The 22,825-nt window shown below is 67.6% G+C and carries 23 protein-coding genes; 2 read left to right on the top strand and 21 right to left on the bottom strand.

The genetic code is table 11. The features are described from left to right. Positions 1-108 precede the first annotated feature (108 nt). Positions 109-1,311 carry a hypothetical protein gene (locus tag SOM10_RS04845; RefSeq protein WP_320488718.1) on the top strand — a complete coding sequence of 401 codons (1,203 nt, stop codon included), beginning with the start codon at positions 109-111 and terminating at the stop codon, positions 1,309-1,311. 73 nt (positions 1,312-1,384) lie between these two features. Here SOM10_RS04845 and SOM10_RS04850 read toward each other — a convergent pair whose 3' ends face one another. From SOM10_RS04850 to SOM10_RS04925, 16 genes are all read right to left on the bottom strand, one after another. Continuing rightward, positions 1,385-1,738, bottom strand: coding sequence for an RNA polymerase-binding protein RbpA (locus SOM10_RS04850; RefSeq protein WP_042540778.1), 354 nt, complete (start codon positions 1,736-1,738; stop codon positions 1,385-1,387). Next, entirely contained in the window at positions 1,738-1,986 is a 249-nt protein-coding gene (gene secG / locus SOM10_RS04855; RefSeq protein ID WP_053096652.1) for a preprotein translocase subunit SecG, read from the bottom strand. The genes SOM10_RS04850 and secG overlap by 1 nt, the downstream gene beginning before the upstream one ends. A gap of 81 nt (positions 1,987-2,067) precedes the next feature. Continuing rightward, on the bottom strand, positions 2,068-2,859 hold the full coding sequence (gene tpiA / locus SOM10_RS04860; RefSeq protein ID WP_320488719.1) for a triose-phosphate isomerase: 792 nt from the start codon (positions 2,857-2,859) through the stop codon (positions 2,068-2,070). Beyond that, on the bottom strand, positions 2,850-4,064 hold the full coding sequence (locus SOM10_RS04865) for a phosphoglycerate kinase (protein WP_320488720.1): 1,215 nt from the start codon (positions 4,062-4,064) through the stop codon (positions 2,850-2,852). Before SOM10_RS04865 ends, tpiA begins: the two co-directional genes overlap by 10 nt. A gap of 10 nt (positions 4,065-4,074) precedes the next feature. Then, positions 4,075-5,085 (bottom strand): type I glyceraldehyde-3-phosphate dehydrogenase, encoded by a 1,011-nt coding sequence (gene gap / locus SOM10_RS04870; RefSeq protein WP_053096657.1) that lies wholly within the window; start codon positions 5,083-5,085, stop codon positions 4,075-4,077. Between the two features lie 115 nt (positions 5,086-5,200). Continuing rightward, positions 5,201-5,827: a superoxide dismutase gene (locus SOM10_RS04875; RefSeq protein WP_042540783.1), complete on the bottom strand. Its 627-nt coding sequence runs from the start codon at positions 5,825-5,827 to the stop codon at positions 5,201-5,203. 187 nt (positions 5,828-6,014) lie between these two features. Beyond that, positions 6,015-6,992 (bottom strand): DNA-binding protein WhiA, encoded by a 978-nt coding sequence (gene whiA / locus SOM10_RS04880; RefSeq protein ID WP_042540784.1) that lies wholly within the window; start codon positions 6,990-6,992, stop codon positions 6,015-6,017. Positions 6,993-7,060: 68 nt separating this feature from the next. After that, a complete protein-coding gene (gene rapZ, locus SOM10_RS04885) occupies positions 7,061-7,933 on the bottom strand; it encodes an RNase adapter RapZ (RefSeq protein ID WP_053096659.1) in 873 nt (290 codons plus the stop codon). A gap of 30 nt (positions 7,934-7,963) precedes the next feature. Then, entirely contained in the window at positions 7,964-9,877 is a 1,914-nt protein-coding gene (gene uvrC, locus SOM10_RS04890) for an excinuclease ABC subunit UvrC (RefSeq protein ID WP_053096661.1), read from the bottom strand. Next, positions 9,877-12,765: an excinuclease ABC subunit UvrA gene (gene uvrA, locus SOM10_RS04895; RefSeq protein WP_053096663.1), complete on the bottom strand. Its 2,889-nt coding sequence runs from the start codon at positions 12,763-12,765 to the stop codon at positions 9,877-9,879. Before uvrA ends, uvrC begins: the two co-directional genes overlap by 1 nt. 58 nt (positions 12,766-12,823) lie before the next feature. Beyond that, positions 12,824-13,354, bottom strand: a complete 531-nt coding sequence (locus SOM10_RS04900; RefSeq protein WP_320488721.1) for a hypothetical protein — start codon at positions 13,352-13,354, stop codon at positions 12,824-12,826. Then, positions 13,351-14,610 carry a DUF58 domain-containing protein gene (locus tag SOM10_RS04905; RefSeq protein ID WP_320488722.1) on the bottom strand — a complete coding sequence of 420 codons (1,260 nt, stop codon included), beginning with the start codon at positions 14,608-14,610 and terminating at the stop codon, positions 13,351-13,353. The genes SOM10_RS04900 and SOM10_RS04905 overlap by 4 nt, the downstream gene beginning before the upstream one ends. Then, complete coding sequence (locus SOM10_RS04910) at positions 14,607-15,572, bottom strand: AAA family ATPase (RefSeq protein WP_056278936.1); 966 nt, start codon at positions 15,570-15,572, stop codon at positions 14,607-14,609. Before SOM10_RS04910 ends, SOM10_RS04905 begins: the two co-directional genes overlap by 4 nt. 10 nt (positions 15,573-15,582) lie before the next feature. Next, positions 15,583-16,110: a hypothetical protein gene (locus SOM10_RS04915; RefSeq protein ID WP_157538214.1), complete on the bottom strand. Its 528-nt coding sequence runs from the start codon at positions 16,108-16,110 to the stop codon at positions 15,583-15,585. Further along, positions 16,107-16,838 carry a DUF4129 domain-containing protein gene (locus SOM10_RS04920; protein ID WP_072591434.1) on the bottom strand — a complete coding sequence of 244 codons (732 nt, stop codon included), beginning with the start codon at positions 16,836-16,838 and terminating at the stop codon, positions 16,107-16,109. The genes SOM10_RS04915 and SOM10_RS04920 overlap by 4 nt, the downstream gene beginning before the upstream one ends. Positions 16,839-16,858: 20 nt before the next feature. Next, positions 16,859-17,302, bottom strand: coding sequence for a MarR family winged helix-turn-helix transcriptional regulator (locus SOM10_RS04925; protein WP_053096674.1), 444 nt, complete (start codon positions 17,300-17,302; stop codon positions 16,859-16,861). A gap of 45 nt (positions 17,303-17,347) precedes the next feature. Between SOM10_RS04925 and SOM10_RS04930 the strand changes: the two genes are divergently transcribed. After that, entirely contained in the window at positions 17,348-17,590 is a 243-nt protein-coding gene (locus SOM10_RS04930; RefSeq protein WP_320488723.1) for a hypothetical protein, read from the top strand. 59 nt (positions 17,591-17,649) lie between these two features. On the opposite strand, the gene SOM10_RS04935 is transcribed toward SOM10_RS04930, so the two are convergent. The 5 genes from SOM10_RS04935 to coaE form a co-directional block, all read right to left on the bottom strand. Continuing rightward, positions 17,650-17,982, bottom strand: coding sequence for a TfoX/Sxy family protein (locus SOM10_RS04935; RefSeq protein ID WP_320488724.1), 333 nt, complete (start codon positions 17,980-17,982; stop codon positions 17,650-17,652). A 19-nt stretch (positions 17,983-18,001) separates the two neighbouring features. Continuing rightward, positions 18,002-20,074 (bottom strand): excinuclease ABC subunit UvrB, encoded by a 2,073-nt coding sequence (uvrB, locus tag SOM10_RS04940; protein ID WP_053096678.1) that lies wholly within the window; start codon positions 20,072-20,074, stop codon positions 18,002-18,004. Between the two features lie 65 nt (positions 20,075-20,139). After that, entirely contained in the window at positions 20,140-20,925 is a 786-nt protein-coding gene (locus tag SOM10_RS04945) for a GNAT family N-acetyltransferase (RefSeq protein ID WP_320488725.1), read from the bottom strand. 67 nt (positions 20,926-20,992) lie between these two features. After that, on the bottom strand, positions 20,993-22,204 hold the full coding sequence (locus tag SOM10_RS04950) for an MFS transporter (RefSeq protein WP_082298029.1): 1,212 nt from the start codon (positions 22,202-22,204) through the stop codon (positions 20,993-20,995). Next, positions 22,201-22,800: a dephospho-CoA kinase gene (gene coaE / locus SOM10_RS04955; RefSeq protein WP_056278940.1), complete on the bottom strand. Its 600-nt coding sequence runs from the start codon at positions 22,798-22,800 to the stop codon at positions 22,201-22,203. Before coaE ends, SOM10_RS04950 begins: the two co-directional genes overlap by 4 nt. Between the last annotated feature and the right edge of the window lie 25 nt (positions 22,801-22,825).

The following is a 22,825-nucleotide window of genomic DNA, read 5'->3' on the forward strand; positions in this document are numbered from 1 at the left end:
GAAAGGCCCCCGCGATGCGGGGGCCTTTCTCGTCCCCGGGGGTTCTCGCACCGGACGGCTCACTGATTAGAGTCATCATGAGCCGGTTCCCCACGGAGGTCCCCCCGCATGACTGCATCCGTCGACGTGGCCACCTCCCCCGCCGGAGGCCACGCACTCCCCCCGCACTTCGCCAGCACCGACGGCGCAGCACCGAATCGCCGAGGACGGCGCATCGGGTTCATGCTGGGCGCTGCGGGAGTCCTGGTCGCGGCGGCCGTCGGCGTGCTCCAGGTCACCGCCAACCTCGGATACGACGGGGCACGCGCCGAGTTCGACGCAGCAGCGGCCTCGGCTCGCGACAGCGCGACGACGGTCCAGCAGGAGCTCGACACGCTCACGTCCGTCATCGATGTCGCTGATCTGCTGAAGACGGCCGATACCGGCGTTCTCACCGTGCCCTCCGCGAGGGACGCGCTCACGACGGCGTCGACGGATGCCGAAGAAGCCGCCGGCCCGGCGGAGGAACTGCTCACCGAACCGCTGGCTTCGGCGGATTCCAAGCCGTCGGCGTTCTGGGAGCTCTTCGCAGCATCCGATCAGCTCGCCGTCGACGCCGGCGACCTGGACGAGCTGGCTGCCGACCTCGACGCGGCGACACCTGCGATGACTGCCGCCAGTGCCGAAGTGACCGAGGCCGGCGTGGCCCTCCTGCGCTCGGCGGCCGACGCAGCCCCGGCTTTCGAGTCGGCACACCTCTCGGCCAAGAACGACGCCGTCATCGCCCTGCGCGATGCGGCGTCGCGAGTACCCGACACCATGCTCCTCGATGTGACGGCGGTCGAATCACTGGTGTCCATGCAGGACGCCGCAGGACAGGTCGTGGCGACCGAACAGGCCGAACTCGCCGAGAAGGCGGGACCGCTGCAGGGCGATCGCCTCGAGATCGAGGCGTTCGCCCGGTCGCTCGCACCCGGGGTGCTGCTCGAGTTCGACTGGAACCGGATCGTCAACAACGCCGGTTCCAACGGCAGCATGGGAGGCCTCACGACCTGGTGGTGGGACGATCCCGACCGCGCCGCCATCGAGCTGTCGAACTCGGTCGCCGAGCAGTGGCCGGCGGACCGGAGCAAGGCTCTCATCGCCCACGAGGTCGGCCACGCGATCAGCGTGAAGTGCGAGGACATGTACGACTCGTCGACGCAGGACAGCATCGAGAAGTGGGCCACGGCGTGGGCGATCAGCATGGGCTTCACCGACGATGCCAACGGCGTCTGGGCGTACGGCTACCCACCTCAGTCCTACATCGACGCCGCGTACGGGTGCCGGTGAGCACGTCCGCCTGGTACGAGAGAAGCCGCCGCGATCGGATCGCGGCGGCTTCTGTCAGGAGATCAGATCGAGGTCACTGACCCCGACGCTCACGCAGCTGGGTGAGCGCATCTTCGAGAAGCTGGACGGCTTCTGCGTCGGTGCGACGCTCCTTCACATACGCGAGATGCGTCTTGTAGGGCTCCGGCTTCGCGAGGGCAGGCGGGTTGGCCTTGTCGCGACCCGCCGGAAGACCGGACTGCGGGTGGTCGATCGTCTCGGGGATCTCCTCTTCAGGGAGCCCCGCGGCGAAGTAGCGGACCGTCTCGTTGCCGAGACCGTCCCAGTACGAGACCGCGATGCGGTCGGCGTGGTAGCCGTGGTCCTGCTCGCCCATGGGGCCGGAACCCACTCGGGTCCCTCGGATCGCATTGCCGCCGGTAGCCATCAGATCACCTCGAACTTCGTGATGAGACCGAGCGCCACGATCGACACGAACCACGCCAGAGCGAGGATGACCGTGAAGCGATTGAGATTGCGCTCAGCGAGACCCGACGAGCCGACAGCTGACGTCATGCCTCCACCGAACATGTCGGAGAGGCCGCCACCGCGACCCTTGTGGAGGAGGATGAGGAGAGTCAGCAGGACGCTGGTTATGCCCAGCACCACCTGCAGGACGAACTCGAGAATTTCCACGAGGAAGAGCCTTTCGCTGGGGCAGGATTGCCCCGGTAACGGTCAAGTATACGGTGCGGCGGGGCCGGAGCCCCGCCACACTCACACGCCGACGTGCTTCTCGAAGCGGATGATCGCCGCGAACTCGTCGACCACGAGGCTCGCGCCTCCGAGGAGTGCGCCATCGACATCAGGCTCGCGCATGAAGCTGGCGATGTTGGCCGCCTTGACCGATCCGCCGTACAGAATCCGGGTGCGCGCCGCAGCGTCGTCACCGAGAACCTTGGCGATCACCGTGCGCAGCGCAGCGCAGACATCCTGCGCCTGCTGCGGCGTCGCTGCCTGCCCGGAGCCGATGGCCCAGACCGGCTCGTACGCCACGACGATGTCCGCATCCTTCGACAGACCCTGGAGAGCGGCCTCGAGCTGCCCCGCGGGCACTGCGCTGGCCCCGAACTTCTCGAGGTCCTCAGCCGTCTCCCCGACGCAGATGACGGGCGACAGACCGTGCTTCAGCGCGGCCTTCGTCTTGGCCGCGACGACGTCATCGGACTCCGCGTGGTATTCACGGCGCTCCGAGTGACCGATGATCACGTACTTCGCATCGAGCTTCGCCAGGAAGTCTCCCGAGATCTCCCCGGTGTAGGCGCCGGAGTCGTGAGCCGAGAGGTCCTGCGCGCCGAGGGCGAACGGGATCTTGTCGGCGTCGATGAGCGTCTGCACGCTGCGGATGTCGGTGAAGGGCGGGAAGACCGCAACCTCGACGGAGCCGTCCTCGTGCTTGGCGTCCTTGAGCGTCCAGTGCAGCTTCTGCACGAAGGCGACCGCCTGCAGATGGTCGAGATTCATCTTCCAGTTTCCCGCGATCAGCGGGGTACGGGTGTTCACACCCATCCGAGCACCTCCAGGCCGGGTAGTTTCTTGCCCTCGAGGAACTCGAGGCTTGCGCCGCCGCCGGTCGAGATGTGACCGAACTGGTCGTCGGTGAAGCCGAGCTGACGCACGGCCGCGGCCGAGTCCCCGCCGCCGACGACGCTGAGGCCGTCGACCTCGGTGAGCGCCTGCGCAACGGCCTTGGTGCCGCCGGCGAAGGCCGGGAACTCGAACACGCCCATCGGGCCGTTCCAGAACACCGTCTTCGACCCACGGATGACCTCCGCGAACCGCGCAGCCGTCTCCGGGCCGATGTCCAGGCCGATGCCCGAGGAGCCGAACGCGGTGCGCTCGATGGCGTCGGCAGCGGTGACCTCGTGCTCCGCATCAGCGGAGAACGACGATGCGACGACGACATCGGTCGGGAGCACCAGCTCCACACCGCGCTTCTCGGCCTCGGCGATGTAGCCGCGGACCGTCTCGAGCTGGTCCTCTTCGAGGAGGCTGGACGCCACCGCGTGGCCCTGCGCCTTCAGGAAGGTGAACAGCATGCCGCCGCCCACGAGGATGCGATCCACGCGCGGCAGCAGGTGCGAGATGACTCCGAGCTTGTCGCTGACCTTGGACCCGCCGAGGACGACCGCGTACGGGCGCTCGGGGTTCTCGGTGAGACGGTCGAGCACGTCCAGCTCGGCTGCGATGAGCAGACCGGCGGCCGACGGCAGCAGCTCGGCGAGGTCGTAGACGCTCGCCTGCTTGCGGTGCACGACACCGAAGCCGTCGGAGACGAGGACGTCTCCGAGCTCTGCCAGCTGAGCCGCGAAGGCGCCGCGCTCGGCGTCGTCCTTCGAGGTCTCCCCCGGGTTGAACCGCAGGTTCTCGATGACGACGATGCCGCCGTCCTCGAGCGAGGCCACGGCCTCCTGCGCCGACTCGCCGACGGTGTCGCGAGCGAACGCCACCGGCTTGCCGAGCAGCTCGGACAGCCGCTGGGCGACCGGCGCGAGACTGTACTGCGGGTCGGGCGCACCGTCGGGGCGGCCGAGGTGCGAGCACACGATGACGCGGGCGCCCGCGTTGATCAGTGCGTTGAGGGTAGGCAACGAGGCGCGGACACGGCCATCGTCCGTGATGATCCCATCCCGCAGGGGGACGTTGAGATCACAACGGACGATGACGCGCTTGCCCTCGAGCGAACCCAGTGAATCCAGGGTGCGCAGAGTCATGGGAGATGTCTCAGAGACGCTCTGCCACGTACTCGGTCAGGTCGACGAGACGGTTGGAGTAGCCCCACTCGTTGTCGTACCAGCTGGAGACCTTGACCAGGTTGCCGCTGACGTTGGTCAGCGTGGCGTCGAAGATCGACGAGTGCGGGTTGTGCACGATGTCGCTCGACACGATCTGGTCTTCGTTGTACTGCAGGAAACCGGCGAGGCGTCCGTCGGCAGCGGCCTTCTTGTACGCCTCGTTGACCTCTTCGACCGTGAGGTTCTCGCGGTCGGTGATCAGCGTGAGGTCGACGATCGAGCCGGTGGGAACCGGAACGCGGTACGACGAGCCGCTCAGCTTGCCCTGGAGCTCGGGCAGAACCTCGCCGATCGCCTTCGCGGCACCGGTCGACGCCGGGGTGATGTTGATCGCTGCGGCGCGTGCGCGACGCAGGTCGCTGTGCGGACCGTCCTGCAGGTTCTGGTCTGCCGTGTAGGCGTGAGCCGTCATCATGAAGCCACGGTCGATGCCGAAGGCGTCGTTGAAGACCTGGGCCAGCGGGGCGAGGCAGTTGGTCGTGCAGGAGGCGTTGGAGATGATGTGATCCGTCTCCGGGTTGTACGTGTCCTCGTTCACGCCCATGACGAACGTGCCGTCGACGCCGGTGCCGGGAGCCGAGATGAGGACCTTCTTGGCCCCTGCCTCGATGTGCTTCTTGGCCAGCTCGGCCTTGGTGAAGAAGCCGGTCGACTCGATGACGATGTCGACGCCCAGCTCGCCCCACGGGAGGCCGGCGGGGTCGCGCTCGGCGAACGCCTTGATGGCCTTGCCGTTGACCGTGATGCTCTCGTCGTCGTAGCTGATGTCAGCATCGAGGACGCCGCCCACGGAGTCGTACTTCAGAAGGTGGGCAAGGGTCTTGTTGTCGGTGAGGTCGTTGACAGCGACGATCTCGATGTCCGCTCCCTGCGCGAGAGCCGCGCGGAAGTAGTTGCGTCCGATACGGCCGAAGCCGTTGATACCGATCTTGACAGACACTCAGGTCTCCCTGTTTCTCGTGCGCTGTGCGCAGCAATCGTGCGTGCGCGGTGCGCGGGGGTTTTTGGCTGAGATGGCGTCCCGACGAGACTTGGCCCGTCGGGACGCGACCCGATTACGACAGTACCAGCAGGCCGTTCGTCTTCTCGCGGGCGACCTCGAAGCGCTGGGCGACGTTCTCCCAATTGGCGATGTTCCACGCGGCCTTCACGTAGTCGGCCTTGACGTTGAGGTAGTCGAGGTAGAAGGCGTGCTCCCACATGTCGAGCTGGAACAGCGGCACGGTGCCCTGTGCCGTGTTCGACTGCTGGTCGAACAGCTGCTGGATGATCAGTCGCTGGCCGATCGAGTCCCAGCTGAGGACGGACCATCCGGAGCCCTGGATTCCGAGGGCGTTCGCGGTGAAGTGCGCCTGGAACTTCTCGAAGGAACCGAAGAACTCGTCGATGGCTGCCTTGAGCTCGCCCTCGGGCTGTCCGCCGCCGGTCGGCGAGAGGTTGGTCCAGAAGATGGAGTGGTTGACGTGACCGCCGAGGTTGAACGCGAGGTCCTTCTCGAGCTTGTTCACGTTCGCCAGGTTGCCGCTGTCGCGCGCCTCGGCGAGCTGCTCGAGGGCGGTGTTGGCGCCGGCGACGTAGGTCGCGTGGTGCTTGTCATGGTGCAGCTCCATGATCTTGCCGCTGATGTGCGGCTCGAGGGCTGCGAAGTCGTAGGGAAGGTCGGGGAGCGTGTAGGTCGCCATGTCGCTTTCATCCAATCCGCGCCGCGCCGCGGCGCTTGCCGATCCTCTGCGCCGCCGATGTGCGACGTAGAGCGGACGTAACTCATCCTAGTGACGACAACGCGTCGCCGACCCTGATCCTTCCCCCATATGACGAAGCGAGGCGACCCCTTGACAGGGATCGCCTCGCTGATGTCGTTCGCTGTGGTCAGACGTCGAGACCCGCGGGCACGGCTGCTTCCGTTCCCGGGATGCCCTCCTGCTGGGCACGCTTGTCCGCCATCGCCAGAAGACGGCGGATGCGGCCGGCGACGGCGTCCTTGGTCATGGGCGGATCGGCGTGGTGGCCCAGCTCGTCGAGGCTCGCGTCGCGGTGCGCGAGACGCAGCTCGCCCGCGACCTTGAGGTGGTCGGGCACCTCGTCGGCGAGGATCTCCAGGGCCCGCTCGACGCGCGCGCAGGCGGCGACGGCGGCCTGCGCGGAGCGACGGAGGTTGGCATCGTCGAAGTTGACGAGACGGTTGACGCCCGCACGCACCTCGCGACGCTGGCGCATCTCCTCCCAGGCGACCGCGGTCTTCTGAGCACCCATCTCGCTGAGGATGGTGCGGATCGCCTCGCCCTCACGCACGACGACGCGCGGCATGCCTCTCACCTCGCGCGCCTTGGCGGCGACACCCAGGCGATGCGCCGCGCCCACGAGTGCCATGGCGGCCTCGGATGACGGGCAGGCGACCTCGAGCATGGCCGATCGGCCGGGTTCGCTCAGCGTTCCCGCGGCGAGGAACGCACCCCGCCAGAGACCGGCCACTTCAGCGCGAGAGCCAGTGGTGAGACGGTTGGGGAGTCCGCGGACCGGACGCCGACGCTGGTCGAGCAGACCGGTCTGGCGTGCGAGGGTCTCCCCCGAGGCGATGACCCGGACAGCCCATCGCGCGCCGTCATTCGCCGTGCTCGACTGCACCTGTGCGATCTCCGGTCGGACTCCGTAGATCTCGGCGAGGTCGCGCGCGACACGCTGCGCGAGGATCTCGGCATCCACCTCCGCCTCGACGGCGACCCGCCCGGCGATGGAGTGCAGTCCGCCGGCGAACCGGAGGATCGAGGTGACCTCCGCGACACGCACCGTCGGGGGTGCATTACGGATGCTGACCAGCTCAGCCTTGACGTCGGTCGTTAGTGCCACGACACTCCTCTACGCTCACGCGCCGGATCGCGGCGCAAACCTCCAGCCTACTCTGACGGAGGCTCTTGCTATTCCCTGCCGAGGTCCCGGTGACGCACGTTGACGGCCACTCCCGGCACGGAGGCGAGCCGACGGGCCAGCTCCTCCGCCATGGCCACGGAGCGGTGCTTTCCGCCGGTGCAGCCGATCGCGACGGTCGAATGGCTCTTGTTCTCGCGCTGATACCCCTCGAGCACCGGAGTGAGTGCCGCCGAATACGAATCGAGGAACTCGGCGGCGCCCTCGCGTGACAGCACGTAGTCCCTGACGGACTCGTCCTGACCGGTCAGGCCCCGCAGCTCTTCGTTCCAGAACGGGTTCGGGAGGAAGCGCATATCCGCGACCAGGTCGACGTCGGTCGGGAGACCGTACTTGAAACCGAAGCTCATGAGCGTCACACGATGCCTCGCTGCGCCCGCTTCCGAGAAGAGGTCGGAGACCTGGGTGGCGAGCTGATGGATGTTGAGTGCGGAGGTGTCGACCACGAGATCGGCCGATTCGCGGATCGGCGCCAGTCGCTGGCGCTCGACGCGGATGCCGTCGAGCAGAGTGCCGTCCCCCTGCAGCGGGTGGGGTCGGCGAACCGCCTCGAACCGACGCACGAGCACATCGTCCGACGCGTCCAGGAACAGCACGCGGACGGAACCACGCGATCTCAGCGCCCTCGCGACGCCCGGGAAGTCGTCGAAGAGGTTGCGCCCGCGAACGTCGACCACCGCTGCGACCTTCGGCAGAGCGTCACCGCCCATGTCCGTGAGGTCGAGCAGCGGTCGGAGGATCTGCGGCGGCAGGTTGTCGACCACGTACCAGCCGAGGTCCTCGAGTGCGTTGGCTACCGTCGTGCGCCCTGCGCCCGACATGCCCGTGACGATGAGGAACTCGCCTTTGTCCCCGTCAGTCATGGTTACTCCTTCTCCCCCGCTGGCTCCAGCCTAGCGAGTGGAGAGATGCGTATGGATGTTCTGTGCGAGGACAGGACCGATCCCCTGCACCTCCTGGATCGCCTCCAGAGGCGCGGAGCGCAGCGCGGTGACGGAGCCGAAGTGCTTCAGGAGGACCTTGATCCTCGAGGAGCCGAGGCCTGGCACCTCGGCCAGGATCGACGTGATGTCGTTCTTGCGTCGTTTGCGCTGGTGCGTGATCGCGAACCGGTGGGCCTCGTCTCTCAGCCGCTGCAGCAGGTAGAGCGACTCGCTGGTGCGCGGCAGGATCACCGGGAAGTCCTCCCCCGGGAGCCAGATCTCCTCGAGCCGTTTGGCGATGCCGCACACGGCGATCTCGGTGTGCCCGGCGTCTCGCAGTGCACGTGCCGCCGCTTCGACCTGGGGCTGTCCACCGTCGACCAGCAGCAGCTGAGGCGGATAGGCGAAGCGCGGTTTGCGCTTGACCTCCACGACGACGTCCTCGGACTCGTCTCCCGCCTCCACGGGGACCGCTGCGGATGCGGGCTCATCGATCTCTTCCGGACGATCGAGGTAGGCGAGTCGACGACGCAGCACCTGGTACATCGAGTCCGTATCGTCGGTGGTCTCGGCGATGTTGAACGACCGGTACTGGTCTTTGCGCGGAAGTCCGTCTTCGAAGACCACCATCGAGGCGACGACGTTCGTGCCACCGAGGTGCGAGATGTCGAAGCACTCGATGCGAAGCGGCGCCTCCGACATCCCCAACGCCTCCTGCAGATCGGTCAGAGCCTGGGTTCGTGCGACGTAGTCGCTCGTACGACGGGTCTTGTACCTGATCAGGGCCTGCTGCGCGTTGAGGGTCGCCGTGCGCATGAGATCAGCGCGTTGCCCCCGTTGGGCGATGGCGATCTCGACCTTCTTGCCTCGCCGCTCGCGCAGCCAGACCTCGAGCTCGGCCGCGTCGTCGGGAAGGGTCGGCACGATGATCCGCCGGGGCACATCCTGCGCATCGCCGTACGCGCGCTGCAGCACCTGGTCGACGAGATCGGCTGTCGAGATGTCGATCTCCTTCTCGATCGTCATCGCGCGGACACCGCGGACGCGCCCGCCGCGGATCACGAAGTGCTGCACGGCGGCAGCCAGCTCGTCTTCCGCGATGCCGAAGAGGTCGGCATCCTCGTCGGTCGCGAGCACGAGCGCGCTCTTGCCGAGCACGGCCTCGATCGCGGTGAGCTTGTCACGGTATCTGGCGGCGGCCTCATAATCCATCGCGGCCGACGCCGCCAGCATCCGCTTGGTCAGCTCTCGGGTGAAGCGCTCATCGCCGCCCGCCATGAAGGCGACGAAGTCATCAACCATGGCACGGTGCTCCTCGATCGTCACCGTCATCGAGCACGGCCCGCCGCACTTGCCGATCTGCCCGGGAAAGCACGGCCGGCCGGTCTGCATCGCGCGTTTGTAGCTGGAGTCGCTGCAGGTGCGGATCGGGAATGCCTTGACCATTAGGTCGATCGTCTCGTGCACCGCCCAGACCTTGGGATAAGGACCGAAGTATCGGGCACCGGGAATCTTGCGGTTCCTGGTCACGATCACGCGCGGCGCCTCATCACCCAGGGTCACGGCCATGAACGGGTAGGACTTGTCGTCCTTGTAGCGGACGTTGAAGGGCGGATCGAACTCCTTGATCCACATGTACTCCAGCTGAAGCGAGTCCACGTCCGTCGAGACGACGGTCCACTCGACGGACGACGCCGTGGTGACCATCCGCCGCGTGCGTTCGTGGAGCGTGCGCAGCGGAGCGAAGTAGTTCGACAGTCGCTGGCGCAGGTTCTTGGCCTTGCCGACGTACAGCACGCGTCCATCAGCATCGCGGAAGCGGTACACGCCGGGGTTGGTGGGGATCTCACCAGCCCGCGGCTTGTACGGCAGGACGTCGGCCATCAGCTGGCCTTCCGCGCAGAGCGCCCCTCACCCAGGATCTCGGCGAGGAACTGACCCGTGTGGCTGTCCTCGACTCGCGCGATCTGCTCGGGAGTGCCGGTCGCCAGGATCTCGCCGCCGCCCGAGCCGCCCTCGGGCCCGAGGTCGATCACCCAGTCCGCGGACTTGATCACATCGAGGTTGTGCTCGATGACGATCACCGTGTTGCCCTTGTCGACGAGTCCGTTCAGTACCTCGAGGAGCTTGCGCACGTCCTCGAAGTGCAGACCGGTGGTCGGCTCGTCGAGGACGTAGATGCTGCGACCGTTGCTGCGCCGCTGGAGCTCGGTGGCCAACTTGACGCGCTGCGCCTCGCCGCCGGAGAGAGTCGTCGCCGACTGACCGAGGCGCACATACCCGAGCCCGACGTCGACGAGGGTCTTCATGTAGCGGTGGATCGCCTGAATGGGCTCGAAGAACTCGGCCGCTTCCGCGATCGGCATCTCGAGGACCTCGGCGATGTTCTTGCCCTTGTAGTGCACCGACAGCGTGTCGCGGTTGTAGCGCTTGCCGTGGCAGACCTCGCAGTCGACGTACACGTCGGGCAGGAAGTTCATCTCGATCTTGATCGTGCCGTCGCCCGAGCACGCCTCGCAGCGACCGCCCTTGACGTTGAAGCTGAATCGCCCTGGCTGATAGCCACGGACCTTCGCCTCGGGGGTCTCGCTGAACAGCGAGCGGATGCGGTCGAACACGCCGGTGTAGGTGGCCGGGTTGGACCGCGGCGTGCGGCCGATCGGTGCCTGATCGACGTGCACGACCTTGTCGAGGTTGTCGAGCCCTGACACACGCGTGTGCTTTCCGGGAACCGTGCGGGCGCCGTTGAGCCGCGAGGCCAGCACCTGGTACAGGATGTCGTTGACGAGCGACGACTTGCCCGAACCCGACACGCCGGTCACCGCCGTGAGAACGCCCAGCGGGAAGTTCACGCTGACGTTCTTGAGGTTGTTCTCGCGGGCGCCGACCACGCTCAGCATGCGTTTCTTGTCGAGCTTGCGACGCTTCGCCGGAGTGGGGATCTCGCGCGCACCCGAGAGGTATTCGCCCGTCATCGAGTTCGGCTCGTTCAACAGAGCCGAATACGGACCGGAATGCACGACCTCTCCACCGTTCACGCCGGCACCCGGTCCGATGTCGACGACCCAGTCAGCGGCTTCGATCGTCTCTTCGTCGTGCTCGACGACGATGAGCGTGTTCCCGAGGTCGCGAAGTTTCAGAAGGGTGTCGATCAGACGACGGTTGTCACGCTGGTGCAGACCGATCGACGGCTCGTCGAGGACGTAGAGGACGCCGGTGAGCCCGGAGCCGATCTGCGTCGCCAGCCGGATGCGCTGCGCTTCTCCACCGGAGAGGGACCCGGCGGACCGGCTGAGGTTGAGGTAGGAGAGCCCGACCTGCAGGAGGAAGTCGAGTCGCAGGCGGATCTCACGCAGCACCTGAGCCGCGATCTTCGCCTCACGATCGGTGAGGGTGAGGGTCTCCATGAACGACCGCGCGTCGGCAAGGCTCAGGTGCGACACCTCGGCGATCGAATGCCCGTGCACCTGCACCGCGAGCACCTCGGGCTTGAGTCGGTTGCCGTCGCACACCGGGCAGGGGACCTCGCGGAGGTACTCGCCCCAGCGCGAGCGCTGCGTGTCGGACTCGGCCTGGGCGTACTGCCGCTCGATGTACGGCACGACGCCTTCGAACCCCGATGCATAGCGCATCTCGCGCCCATAGCGGTTCTTGAACTTGACGGTGACCTTGTAGTTGTCGCCGCGCAGGATCGCGTCCTGAACGTCGACGCGCAGATCCTGCCACGGGGTGTCGAGAGAGAAGTTGAGGTCGTCGGCCAATCCCTCGAGCAGCCGCTCGTAGTACTGGAAGAGTCCCTTGCCCTGAGTGGTCCACGGGATGATCGCGCCCTCGCGGATGGAGAGCTCCTCGTCGCCGAGCATCAGGTCGATGTCGACGGACATGCGGGTGCCGAGACCCGAGCAGGCCGGACAGGCACCGAAGGGCGCGTTGAACGAGAATGTGCGTGGTTCGATCTCGGTGAGGGTGAGCGCGTGGCCGTTCGGGCAGGCGAGCTTCTCGGAGAAGGACTGCCACGCGTCGTCGCCCTCTGCGTCGACGTAGTTGATCTGCACCACGCCGCCGGCGAGCCCGAGCGCGGTCTCGACCGAGTCCGTGACTCGGCCGAGGATGTCGTCTGCCGCGACGAGGCGGTCGACGACGACGGCGATGTCATGCTTGTAGCTCTTCTTGAGCGTGGGCGGCTCGGCGAGCTGGATGAGGTCGCCGTCGACGATCGCGCGCGAATAGCCCTTGGCCCCCAGCTCGCGGAACAGGTCGACGAACTCGCCCTTCTTCTGCGAGACGATGGGCGCGACGATCTGGTAGCGGGTGCGCTCGGGCAGCTCCATGAGCTGGTCGGCGATCTGCTGGACGGTCTGACGTTGGATGCGCGCACCGCACTCGGGGCAGTGCGGAATCCCGATCCGTGCCCACAGCAGACGCATGTAGTCGTAGATCTCGGTGATGGTTCCGACCGTGGACCGCGGGTTGCGGTTGGTCGACTTCTGGTCGATCGACACCGCAGGGCTGAGACCCTCGATGAAGTCGACGTCCGGTCGGTCGACCTGACCGAGGAACTGACGCGCGTAGGCGCTCAGCGACTCGACGTAGCGACGCTGTCCTTCAGCGAAGATCGTGTCGAAGGCCAGACTGGACTTTCCCGATCCGGACAGGCCGGTGAACACGACGAGGGAGTCGCGTGGGATGTCGATGTCGACGTTCTTGAGATTGTGTACGCGGGCACCGCGGACACTGAGTTTTCCTGGGGTTGCAACCGGGACGATAGGCACTGATCAAGTCTACGAGTGGCCACCGACATTGGCTCCGTGAGGGCTCACAGGGAAGCGATCAGCGCTCCCGAGTACCGCGGTTCGCCCGCGTGAGCAGGGTCGCGACGAGTGCGACCACGGCTCCGGCCCCGGCGACAGCGGCCCAGGGCACTGTCGGCAGCGACGCGGGGGTGTCGATGCGCATGACCACCATGACGGCCACGGTGATCGGCTGGGCGATCGCCTGCACGACGATCAGCCTCACCAGGCTCGGACGGAGGGCGGCCACGATCACGCGGGAGCCGGCCGGGATCACGAGGGAGAGCGACATGAGGACATGGATCACCTGCACCGCGAGCACAGCGATCATCGCGCGCCCGACGTCGGGCTCCGAGATCAGCATCCCGATCACGAGGCATCCGATCGACCCCCAGGCCGCGAAGGTCTGCGGAAGAGCGGCGGCGATGATCGCCAGGACGACTGCCGCCACCTGCCATCCGAGCAACGGGCACAGCATCGCAGCACCCGCGGCGACGGCGACGACGAGCGCGCCCCTCACGACGAGTCCCGGGACGGAAGGACCCGTCCGTAGCGTGTCGTTCGCTCTCATCGCCTGGCCCTCGCGATCGCACGCATCGCCGAGGACGGGTCCGAGGCCCACGAGACCACGTCGACTCCGGCGCCGTGGAGATCCGCGAACACGTTCCCCCTCTCTGCGAGCACGGTGCGCAAGCCGATCAGCTGCGCACGGGTGAGCCGAGCACGGTCGAGCGGAGGGAGGACATCGACGGCGACGACCTTGTGGCCGCTGGCCCTCCACATCAGCGCGGTCCGAGCGGCGGCGCCCTCGAAGAAGGTCGACAGCACGAAGACCACCGAGCCGTGCGGCACGGGAGGAGTGCGACGGAAAGTCGCGTCGTCTCTCGCCTGGCCCGTCGCGGCGATGGCCGCCACGATTCGTGCCAGGTGCCTCGAGCCGCCGCCGCTCCTCAACGACCGGCCGCCGTGCACGAGCACGTGAAGTGCGACGCGGTCGCCCTCGCCTATGGCCGAGTCGGCGATGGCTCGCGCAGCCTCCCTCGCGAGGTCGAGGGAGGTCACGCCGCTGCGTTCGCGGTCGCCGCTCCCCCACGAGGCGACGACCTCACCCAGATCCTCAGACGTGTCCATGGCGACCACGACCGACGAGTCGCTGAGCGTGTTGGTCCGACGGACCAGCAGATCGCCTGGCCGGCGGGACATCCGCGCCGTCGCCCGCCAGTCCACGCGGCGGAGTTCGTCGCCGGGCGCGAAGGGGTGGATGTCCCGGAAGTCGCCGCCCTGACCCGCCCGGCGCCCCTCGTGCGCGCCGTGCGACCCCGTCAGTCGTCGCGGCAGCGGGAGCGCGTCGAGTGATCGGCGGGGCGGGGCCACCTGACGCCTGATGGCGGCGAGGTCCGACGTCGACGAGAGCGCCGCTCCCTCGAAGGAGAACCCCCTCGCTGCCGCCTGGACCGGGATCGTCGGACCGGAGTGCAGGACCTTGCTCCGCGCAGTGAATGTGAAGCCACCGCCGGGCACGATCACGCGTCTGCTGCGACGCTCCGACTGCACGACCACCACCTCGACGGCATCCGCATCGCTGTCCACCGCGATCGACGTGAGCAGCTCGCCATCGCGCCCGGGCACCGGGTCGATCGCGATCTTCGCCACCGCGCCGGATGTGCCCCGCGCGATCGCGAGACCGCTCCAGATGGCCAGAGGAAGCCCCATCGCCACCACGTCGGGTCTTCCCGCGAGAAGGCCGACCGCGGCGAGCAGGGCAGCGCCTCCGATCGCCACGGACAACACAGGACCGCGACGCCCCGCGTCGGGCCCGTCCGTCATCCGAGCACTCCGACGGTCGGCGGAACAGCCACCTGTCCGACGACCGAGCGCACCACATCGGATGCCGACGCGCCCTGAGCCCACGCCTGGGGTGTGAGCGTGAGACGATGCGCCAGCACGGGCACGGCGATCCGCTTGATGTCGTCCGGACGGACGAAGTCGCGGCCATCCAGAGCCGCGAGCGCTCGTCCCAGCAGCAGCAGCCCCAGAGAACCGCGCGGCGACGCACCGACCTCGACGTTCGCCGCGGTCCGGGTGGCGCGTGCGATCTCGACGCAGTAGCGCGAGATGTCCGGGTCGACGTGGATGGCCTCGACGGCCTCCTGCAGGGAGATGAGCTGAGCGGCGTCGATGACCGGAGCGATGTGAGCAGCCTCCTGGCGCCTGCTCACGCGGTTCTCCAGGATGCGGGCCTCGCTCTCCGCCGCCGGATAGCCGACGGACAGCCGCACCATGAACCTGTCGAGCTGTGCCTCGGGCAGCGCGTACGTGCCCTCGTACTCGATCGGATTCGACGTCGCGATCACATGGAACGGCGCGGGCAGGGCGAAGCTGTTGCCCTCGACGGTCACCTGACGCTCCGCCATCGCCTCGAGCATCGCCGACTGCGTCTTCGGCGTGGTCCTGTTGATCTCGTCGGCGAGCAGCAGTCCGGTGAAGATCGGCCCCGGCCGGAAGACGAAGTCCCCCGAGTCCGGAGCGTAGACGTACGACCCCGTGACATCGCCGGGGAGCATGTCCGGAGTGCACTGCAAGCGCCGGAACGACAGCCCCAGCGCCGAGGCGAGGCTGCGCGCGGCGAGCGTCTTCCCCAGGCCCGGCACATCCTCGAATAGCACGTGACCGCCGGCGAGGATCGAGGCCAGAGCGATCTCGACCGGGTCGTCCATGCCCACGACGACTGTTCGCACGGCGGCCAGGATCCGGGCTCCGGTGGCGGCGATCTCTGCGGGGCTCGTCATGGCATCTCCTTCATCGACGCGGCGGCGAGGGCCGCCCGTGGTCGGGGGTCGGTACGTGCAACCGGGGTGACGGTTCGTCCGGCGAGGTGGGATCCAGTCGATCGATCGCGTCCAGCGCCCTCTCGACGTCGACGATCGTCGTCTCCGGTCCCGTCAGGCGCTCCCAGACTCCCGGGTCGATCAGCCGCGGGAGTCGGTCGCGGTGGGCAGGGTCATCCGGATCCACTCCGTGGCGCATCAGCCGCTGACGCAGGATCACCCCGACACGGCGCGTGATCTGCGCTCCCGCGATGCCGGTGTGTGTGTTCAGTGCCCACGCCATGCGAGAGATCTCGGTAGGTCGTCGATCCGGCTCCACGTCTATGCGCGGCGCGTCGAACCCCGGCTCGAGCGGCATCGCGAGCTGCGCGAGCAGACCGACCGCACCGATCAGGAGACCCCATGCGATCACGAACGGCCAGGTGAAGCCGAAGCCGAGGAGCGCCAGAGCGACGAGGACCGCCGCCCCCGCTGCGACCAGCGTTCTGCGGACAGTCACCGCCACACCTCCTCGATGCGTCGCAGGGCCTCTCTCGCCGAGGCCCGGTCGCCCTCGTCGGCCGACCCGGCTCCGAATCGGACGCTCTCGTAGAGACGCAGCAGCGACGCGGCGTCCCCGGCCACCCCGGGCCGCAGAGTGATGATCCGCACCACGAACTCGCCGGGAGTCTCGGTCGCCGCTCGCTTCACCCCTGCGTCTGCGGCACTCTCTTCGAGGCCGATCCACGCGGCGACGATGGCATCAGACGCTCGGGCGCGCTCGTCTATCTGCATGAGCGCCCCGGCGATCCCGCGCTGCATCACAGCGACGGCGATCTCGGGTTCCGGCGCCGAGGTGAGGTGATCGACCTCGGATGCGACCGCCGCCGCGTCACGACGGCCCAGCGGGCGATCCCGCCACGCTCGCAGCAGGGCTCTCGCGGCGATCACGAGGAGCGCGATGAGCCCCGCAGCGACCAGCGCCATGAGGATCACGGCGAGCGTCTGAACGACCGCGGCGGCGGTGGAGTCGATCTCCATCGGCTCGGGAACCCCGGTGGCACCCGGATCGCTGGACGGCAGCGGCTCCGCTGTCCCCCGAGGAATCGGCGCGGCGGGGCGGAACGTCGGCGCGCCCTGGATCGCCGCAGCGATCATGGCCACGACGAAGAGTCCCACGACGAGAGTCGAGAGGACCATGCGATCGACGCTCCGGCGCGCAAGACGCGTCTGGGGTTCGCTCGGCATGCCCACACCCTACGGTGCGGTCACTCCATGGCGGGGCGGCGACCCGCGAATGCCGACAACCCGTCGCGCAGTGTGGCTACCTGTTCGAGATCCATCCCCACGGCGGCCATCACCTGTCGAGGAACGTCGAGAGCGCGATCTCGCAGAGCTCGACCCGTGTCCGTGAGGGTGATGTCGAGACGGCGCTCGTCCTCGACGCTGCGTTGTCTGGCGACCAGCCCGTCGGCTTCCAGACGCTTCACCAGGGGAGACGCCGTCGCCGGCTCGAGAGCGAGGTCAGCCGCAAGATCGTTCAAGGGACGCGGAGCACGCTCCCAGAGCGCCAGCATCACGAGATACTGCGGATGCGTGAGCCCGAGCGGCTCGAGGATCGGCCGGTAGATCGCCACGACGTTGCGCGCTGCGGTCACCAGGGCGAAGCAGAGCTGATTGTCGAGTTTGAGCAGGTCGTCCGATGCGGTCACGGCTTCGAATATACATTGACCCTAATAGTTAGTACACTAAGCAACATGTCCAGTTCTGACGATCGACCTCCGCTCCGCACTCGGATTCGCGAGGCCGGAGGACTGTACGCGTGGATCAACTCGAATCTGATCCGCTTCGCGGGCCCCGCCTCCGTCGGCCCCTACGAGAAGACTCCCCCGCCGAGCCCGTCCGAGCGGGCAGAGCGCGCCTGCCCGTTGTGCGGTGCACCGATGAGCGAGCACGAGATCGACCGTTCAGGTCCGAAGACCCTCGTTCACTGCCCCTGACACAGGCTCTCACCCGTCGGCTGAGACTCGCTCTCGCGCGTCAGCTGAGACTCTCGCTCTCAGTCGTCGTGCTGCGCGTCTTGGCGTGCGACGTCGAGCCACGAGGCGAGATCGTCGTCGTCGACGAGCACGCTCGGCGACACATCGAGCCAGCTGGTGCCCATCGTCCGCGCACCCATGACCGCGACCGCCACCCCGGGGCGGGTGATCAGCGAGTCACCGTGTTCGCCATCGACGTGGACGAGCAGAACCCCGCCCGCGCGCGCTCCGACGAGGATGTGCCCATCGAGGAGGAAGGCGCGCGTGCCGAACATGCGCTTCTCCTCGACGTTCTCGTCGAGTGTGAGGAGCGCTCGCACTCGATCGGCGAGCTCCTCGCCCGCTGCATCCATCCTGGTGCCTCCGAGCTTCTCAGGCGTGGCCGGCCTTCTCCATCGCGCGCAGTTCCTTCTTCATGTCCTGCACCTCGTCGCGCAACCGCCCGGCGAGCTCGAACTTGAGCTCGGCGGCAGCCGCGAGCATCTGATCCGAGAGGTCCTGGATCACCGCTTCGAGCTGCTGAGCTCCTTCTGCGGCGATGCCGGTGCGCCGCAGGTTCGGCGTCGGCGACTTGCCCTTGCCGGTCGCTCTCCCGCGCCCGGACATCATCTCAGCGGTGTCGGCGCCCTCACGCGCGAGCACCTCGGTGATGTCGGCGATGCGTTTACGCAGCGGCTGAGGGTCGATACCGTTCTCGAGGTTGTACGCGACCTGCTTCTCGCGGCGGCGATCGGTCTCTTCGATCGCCTTCGCCATCGAGTCGGTGATCTTGTCGGCGTACATGTGCACTTCGCCGGAGACGTTTCGCGCCGCGCGACCGATCGTCTGGATGAGCGAGGTGCCTGACCGGAGGAAGCCTTCCTTGTCGGCGTCGAGGATCGCGACGAGGGACACCTCAGGCAGGTCGAGCCCCTCTCGGAGCAGGTTGATTCCCACGAGGACGTCGTACACCCCGGCACGCAGTTCACTGAGCAGCTCGACCCGTCGCAGAGTGTCCACGTCCGAGTGCAGGTATCGCACGCGTACGCCGTGCTCGCCGAGGAAGTCCGTGAGCTCCTCGGACATCTTCTTCGTGAGTGTCGTGACGAGCACACGCTCGTCGCGTTCGACCCGAAGCCGGATCTCCTCGAGGAGGTCGTCGATCTGCCCCTTCGACGGCTTCACGATGATGTGCGGGTCGACGAGTCCGGTCGGGCGGATGATCTGCTCGACCACGCCGTCGGCGATCCCCATCTCGTACTTGCCCGGTGTCGCAGAGAGATAGACGGTCTGTCCGATTCGGTTCTTGAACTCGTCCCAGCGCAGCGGCCGGTTGTCCATCGCGCTCGGAAGCCGGAAGCCGTGCTCGACGAGCGTGCGCTTGCGAGAGGCGTCGCCCTCGTACATCGCACCGATCTGCGGCACCGTCACGTGCGACTCGTCGATCACGAGCATGAAATCGTCAGGGAAGAAGTCGAGCAGCGTGTGCGGCGGCTCGCCCGGCTGGCGCCCGTCCATGTGCCGGGAGTAGTTCTCGATGCCCGAGCAGAACCCGAGCTGCTGCAGCATCTCGAGGTCGAACGTGGTGCGCATCCTCAGGCGCTGGGCCTCGAGGAGCTTTCCCTGACGCTCGAACTCCTTGAGCCGCTCTTCGAGCTCGTGCTCGATCGTGCCGATGGAGCGCTGGATCACGTCGGTGCCGGCGACGTAGTGCGAGGCGGGGAAGATCGGCACGGAGTCGAGCTTCTCGATCACCTCTCCGGTGAGCGGATGCAGCGAATAGAGCGCTTCGATCTCATCGCCGAACAGCTCGATGCGGATCGCGTGCTCCTCGTATACGGGGATGATCTCGATGGTGTCTCCCCGCACGCGGAAGTTGCCTCGGGAGAAGTCGACGTCATTCCGGTTGTACTGCATCGAGATGAACTGTCGGATCAGCGCGTCCCGGTCGTAGCGCTCCCCCACCTGGAGCGCGACCATCGCCCGGAGGTACTCCTCCGGCGCACCGAGACCGTAGATGCAGGAGACCGTCGAGACCACGATCACATCCCGACGGCTCAGCAGCGAGTTGGTCGTCGAGTGGCGGAGACGCTCGACCTCGGAGTTGATCGACGAGTCCTTCTCGATGAAGGTGTCCGTCTGCGGGACGTACGCCTCCGGCTGGTAGTAGTCGTAGTAGGAGACGAAGTACTCGACGGCGTTGTTCGGCATCAGCTCGCGGAACTCGTTGGCGAGCTGCGCGGCGAGAGTCTTGTTGTGCGCGAGGACGAGCGTCGGACGCTGCACCTGCTCGACCAGCCAGGCGGTCGTCGCGGACTTTCCGGTACCCGTGGCACCGAGCAGGACGATGTCTGTCTCGCCGGCATTGATGCGCGACGCGAGCTCGGCGATGGCCTTCGGCTGGTCGCCGGCGGGCGCGTATTCGCTGATGACCTCGAAAGGACGGACGCTGCGCGTGGTTTGCATACCTCCAGCGTATGCCGGGCCACCGACATCGGGGCCACGAGAGCCCCCAGCGGAATCCCTGCCCGTCAGTCAGTCGACCGCGTCCACACGTAGGGAGTGGTGGTCGTGACCGTGACGAGCCCGGCCCGCTCGAGGATCGGCCGCGAGAACTCCGTGGAATCCGAGTGCAGATACACCTTGCCGAGGGCGAGGGCGGATCGCGCCCGCTGGGCCGTCAGAGCCCGATAGACGCCGCGGCCCCGCCACTCGTGCAGCGTCGCACCTCCCCACAGACCGGCGAATCGCGTGCCCGTGACCGGTTCGAGCCGTCCAGCGCTGATCACCTCGTCTCCGGCGACGGCGGTCCACAGCTCCACCGTGTCGTCCTCGCGGATGCGCTGCAGCGTCGTCTCGACCCGCACCCGCCACCGGGGATCGCCGAACACCCTGCCCTGCATCTTCTCCATCGCGAACACCTCGGTCTCCGTTCGCGCGCGCCGAAGCTCGACTCCGGCGGGGAGCGACACCGGCTGGGCGAGCAGCTCCGCCTCGCCGATCATCACCGACTCCGTCTCCTCCGGCACGAAGCCTCGGCTTTCGAGAGTCCCGCCGAGACCCGGTGCCCGGTCATGCCCGCGCGTCTTCCACTCGATCGAGTCGATCTCGCTCCGCCTCCCGAAGTGCGCGAGCGCGGCATCGACGAGCGCCTCGATGCCGCCCTGATCGACCCCGCCGAGATCGGCGTAGGACACGAAACCGCGCCCGCCCGGAAAAACGGCGAGACGCAGCGGTCCGTGCATCGCCACATCGAGGGCATGCACCACTCCCGCATCCGTGCGCAGCTCGTGGTCGTACGCTGCAAGATGCCTCATGCGCATGGTGCTGGTCCTTCGGGTCGGTCGCGCCGGCGAGCGGCTGCGCGGCGGTGCCGCCTCGCGATCATATGCGTCCTGTCGGCGACGACCGGAGCGCGCGCGCCGCGAGTGCCGCCGACACCGCGCACATCGTGATGATCGCGCCCACGAACCACGCCCAGTCCGCCCTGCCGAACACGATGCCCAGCGCCCATCCGAACAGGCTCGAGCCCGCGTAGTAGCCGAAGTAGTAGAGCGACGATGCCTGCGCACGACTGTCCGGCGTGGCAGCGGCCGGAGCCCACCCCGACGCAACCGCATGTGCGCCGAAGAAGCCGCCAGTGAAGAGCAGCAGCCCGAGGACCACCGGCAGCGCGGCCTGGCTGAGCATGGCGAGCGCTCCGATGCCCATCACCGCGATCGAGCACAGCAGCACCGGGTACCGACCGAAGCGAGATGCGAGAGCACCGGCGGTCGGTGACGAGACGGTGCCCGCGAGGTAGGCGAGGAAGAGCAGGGTCACCAGCCAGCTCGGAAGGGAGAACGGCGCGTCGATGAGGTGGAATCCGAGGTAGTTGTACACCGCGACGAACGCCCCCATGAGAAGGAAGCCCTGCGCGTAGAGGGCGAGTTGCGGTGCGGAGCGCATCGGCGACACGAGACGCGCGAGCATCCCGCTTGTCGCACCCTGGCGAAGCCGACCGGGCACGAACCCCCGGGCCTTCGGCGTCAGCCAGAGGAAGAGAGCGGCCGCCATCGCGCAGACACCGGCCACGACCCAGATTCCCGCACGCCACCCCCACTGCTCGCCGGCCAATCCGGACACGACGCGACCGAGCAGACCACCCACGGTCGTCCCGGCGATGTAGCTCCCCGCGGCCGCCGCGGCATGCCGCGCACTCACCTCCTCGCTGAGGTACGCGAGCGCTACGGCCGGCACGGCGCCCAGTGCGATGCCCTCGAGCAGGCGCAGCGCCAGCAGCATCTCCATGCCGGTGCTGAGCGGAGCGACCAGACCCAGAACGGTAGCGGCGAGGATGCCGGTCCCCATCGCCGGCACTCGGCCGATGCGATCCGCGACCATCGACCACGGGATCACCGCCGCCGCGAGACCGAGCGTCGCGGCCGATACAGCGAGTGCCGCGGTGGCAGGCGTGATCCCGAGATCGGACGAGAGCTGCGGCAGAACGGCCTGCGGCGAATAGAGCTGGGCGAATGTCGCGATGCCGGCGAAGAAGAGCCCGACGATGAGACGCCGATAGGCAGGGGATCCGGGTGCGTGACCGGTGAAGGTCACGACGAGCGGATCCGCTCCCACAGGGCATCGGTCTGCAGCATCGTCTGCTCCAGGGATCCGGATGTGTCGACGACCTCATCGGCGATCGCCAGCCGACGCTCGTCCGAGACCTGCGCATCGATCCGCTCCTGCGCAGCCTGTTCCGCCATGCCGCGCAATTCCACGAGCCTCCGTCTGCGCTCCTGGGCAGGCGCATGGGCGACGACGATCAGGTCCCAGGGGTCATCGACGCGCGCCTCGACCAGAAGGGGCACGTCGTACACGACCACACCGCCCGGTTCGGCGGCCGCTGCCGCCTCGAATCGTCGCTGCGACTCGGCACGGACGGCCGGATGCACGATCGCGTTCAGTCGTGCCAGCTGCTCCGGATCGGCGAAGACCTTGGCCCCCAGGGCGGCGCGGTCGAGTGCGCCGTCCGCCGAGATGACGTCCGCGCCGAAGGCATCCTCGATCCGAGCCAGAACCTCGGAGCCGGGCGACTGCACGTCGCGGACGATCTGATCGGCGTCGACGACCACCGCGCCGAGCTCTGCGAGTCGTCGTGCGATGGTCGACTTGCCCGAGGCGATGCCGCCGGTGAGCGCGATGAGAGGCATCTCGCCAGTCTAAACGGGGCTGAGA

Origin of the sequence: Microbacterium sp. CFBP9023 (genome assembly GCF_034045055.1) — a bacterium.
GTDB lineage: Bacteria > Actinomycetota > Actinomycetes > Actinomycetales > Microbacteriaceae > Microbacterium.